Annotated in this window: 3 protein-coding genes and 1 pseudogene; 3 read left to right on the top strand and 1 reads right to left on the bottom strand. The window is 35.0% G+C overall.

All coding sequences use genetic code 11. The features are described from left to right. Positions 1-386: 386 nt before the first annotated feature. Positions 387-545, bottom strand: coding sequence for a hypothetical protein (locus F6K13_RS29680; RefSeq protein ID WP_161564365.1), 159 nt, complete (start codon positions 543-545; stop codon positions 387-389). 153 nt (positions 546-698) lie between these two features. On the opposite strand from F6K13_RS29680, the gene F6K13_RS29685 reads away from it, so the two are divergent. The 3 genes and pseudogenes from F6K13_RS29685 to F6K13_RS29695 all read left to right on the top strand — a co-directional run. Then, the gene (locus F6K13_RS29685; protein ID WP_275670300.1) at positions 699-830 is read left to right on the top strand and encodes a hypothetical protein; all 132 of its coding nucleotides are present in this window, start codon (positions 699-701) and stop codon (positions 828-830) included. 84 nt (positions 831-914) lie between these two features. Continuing rightward, positions 915-1,292, top strand: coding sequence for a hypothetical protein (locus F6K13_RS29690; RefSeq protein ID WP_124143674.1), 378 nt, complete (start codon positions 915-917; stop codon positions 1,290-1,292). Between the two features lie 767 nt (positions 1,293-2,059). Further along, positions 2,060-2,170: pseudogene (locus F6K13_RS29695) on the top strand (IS1 family transposase); the annotation flags it as partial. Positions 2,171-2,202: the final 32 nt, after the last annotated feature.

Raw genomic sequence — 2,202 nt, forward strand, 5'->3', positions numbered from 1 at the left:
TAATTTTGTGGAAGGTCAAAGCAATTGAAAAATTGAGAAAGAATAAAAAGTTACTGCTAAAGTCCCCTTCTCAAAACTGAGAAGTAATTATTCATTACTAATTACTGTTTGCGTAGCATCTCGCAGGGAAGCGCTAACTGCTAATAGCTGAATGCTTACTCTCTGTGCCATCCCTAATATTTCATAAAGTTAAGAATTTTCACCAATTATAAAAAGATTTTATAAAATCTTTGAGAAAATTATCAGTAGTTTTAGATAAATGAAGAGAATTATTATGCTATGATGGCTATAATTAGGGCTTGCTGATTAAATCTAAAAGTATTTACAGATAAAGGTTTTAGCCTTTTTTGGTTCAAAAAAAGTGCCTGTTTTTCAGCTCTTCACGCTCAAAAAGTTAGTATTTTAGGCGCATAGTTGGGCAGAAAAATCATTCTTACAAAACGCCCGCTCCTACCTCCTCTAAGTACCCATTTATCCTGTCTCCTGTCTTCCCCTCCACCGGAGGGGTTGGGGGTGGGTTGTCTCCTGTCTCCTACCCTCACCAATAAGACTTATGAGCGCAAACCCTAATTATACTCATTTTTTTCTTCATCTAGGTGTTATATCAATGGCTAGGTACGGAGAGAAAGTAGTAACAACAATGTGATCTTTCCTTCAAATAAATTATTCAGTTTGTTTACTTAAGAGGAATACGAATAATGTTAAAAGAACCATTGTTAAAGACTAAGAATTTTTTGAGAAATGTGAGGAATTACCAGAAGATACCTAATTGGTATTGGGTAGATAAAATTCCTAAGTTAAATATGAGTTTTAATGATGTAGAAGTATAGCGCGGCTCAGATAAATTATTTCTCAAGCCACTGGATATATATGTTGAAAAGGAAAAACATGATTTTCTACTCCATAAAAAAGCATTGAATCAAGCAAAATTTATCAAGAAAAAGTTAAATGCCAAGTTTACTATAGAGAAAAATGATGAATTGATTGTAGAAATAGAAGGCATAAAAGTAAATGTTCAAACAGCAGAAGAACTTTCTATTATTTGGGAAATTTTTTGGTTAGGAATTTATACTTTTATTTATGACCGCCCCGTAGTTATGCTAGATATTGGCATGAATGTAGGGTTAGCTAGTCTATATTTTGCTAGTCAGGAAAATGTGAAGTCAATCTGGAGTTACGAAACATTCAACGTTACCGATAAACAAGCACTACATAATTTTGATTTAAACCCAGATATTTCTCTCAAAATTAAGCCATTTAGTTATGGAATTGCTGATGCAGAAAAAAAGTAACAGTCGAATTTGATTATGAATTAAGAGCAAGTATTGGAGTTTCAGAAGACCGAACAAACAATAAGCAAAATAAATCTCTCCCGAAAGAAGAGCTGACTTTAAAACCTATTAGCGAAGAGTTAAATTCAATAATTTCTCAGCACCCAGATATGGATATTGTTGCCAAGATTGACTGTGAAGGATCTGAGTATGAAATCTTTGATTCTTTGGTAGTAAAAGGGCAATTAAATCAGATTAAAATAATTATGATGGAATAGCATAGTAAAGGGCCAGAGCAATTAGCTGAATATTTGCGTCAAGAAGGCTTTGCAATTTTTTCTCGTCTACCTCGTAGTATTAATATTGGAGCAATATACGCTGTTAGAGCTTAATTTAGTCTTGTAGAAAAACTATCTGTTATCTTGGGTAGGATAGGCTCACTTTTAACCATCCTACCCAGTTGATAAAAATTTAAAAGGTACTCAAGACAAGGACAAATGATTCATGATGCTCATGTAGGCGCATATTGAAACCTCACAAATCAGTGGAGATAAATTTTGGTATGAATGTCCAAAAAAACAGGCATCACTGCCAGTCGAATGAACTGAGGGCAGGTGATTGTTGGATTGGGATGACTCAAGCATCCTCAAGTGAATTGATTCTCGGCGTTGGTAAATTACAGGATGAAATTTGTAGGGGCAATCCCCCAATGATTAACCGGGGTAGGTTACAGAGCGCTACCCCGAAATATAAATCATCCCATCAATTACCAACGCCTGATTCTCACAGGGAGAGTTGGTAAACATACTGACCAATTTATTGAAGAACTGATAGTTAACACAGAAGGTAAAACTAACTGTAAACAATGGCATACCGATGATTGGGGAGGATATGAACGCTCAAGTACCCCCTGAAATTAAGCATATGATCG

The sequence above is a fragment of the Okeania sp. SIO2B9 genome (assembly GCF_010672505.1).
In the GTDB taxonomy this organism is placed as follows: domain Bacteria; phylum Cyanobacteriota; class Cyanobacteriia; order Cyanobacteriales; family Microcoleaceae; genus Okeania; species Okeania hirsuta.

What these genes read in the sequence shown, in the direction of transcription:
- F6K13_RS29685 (WP_275670300.1), top strand. Translation starts at nt 699, where the DNA reads ATGTTAAAAGAACCATTGTTAAAGACTAAGAATTTTTTGAGAAATGTG.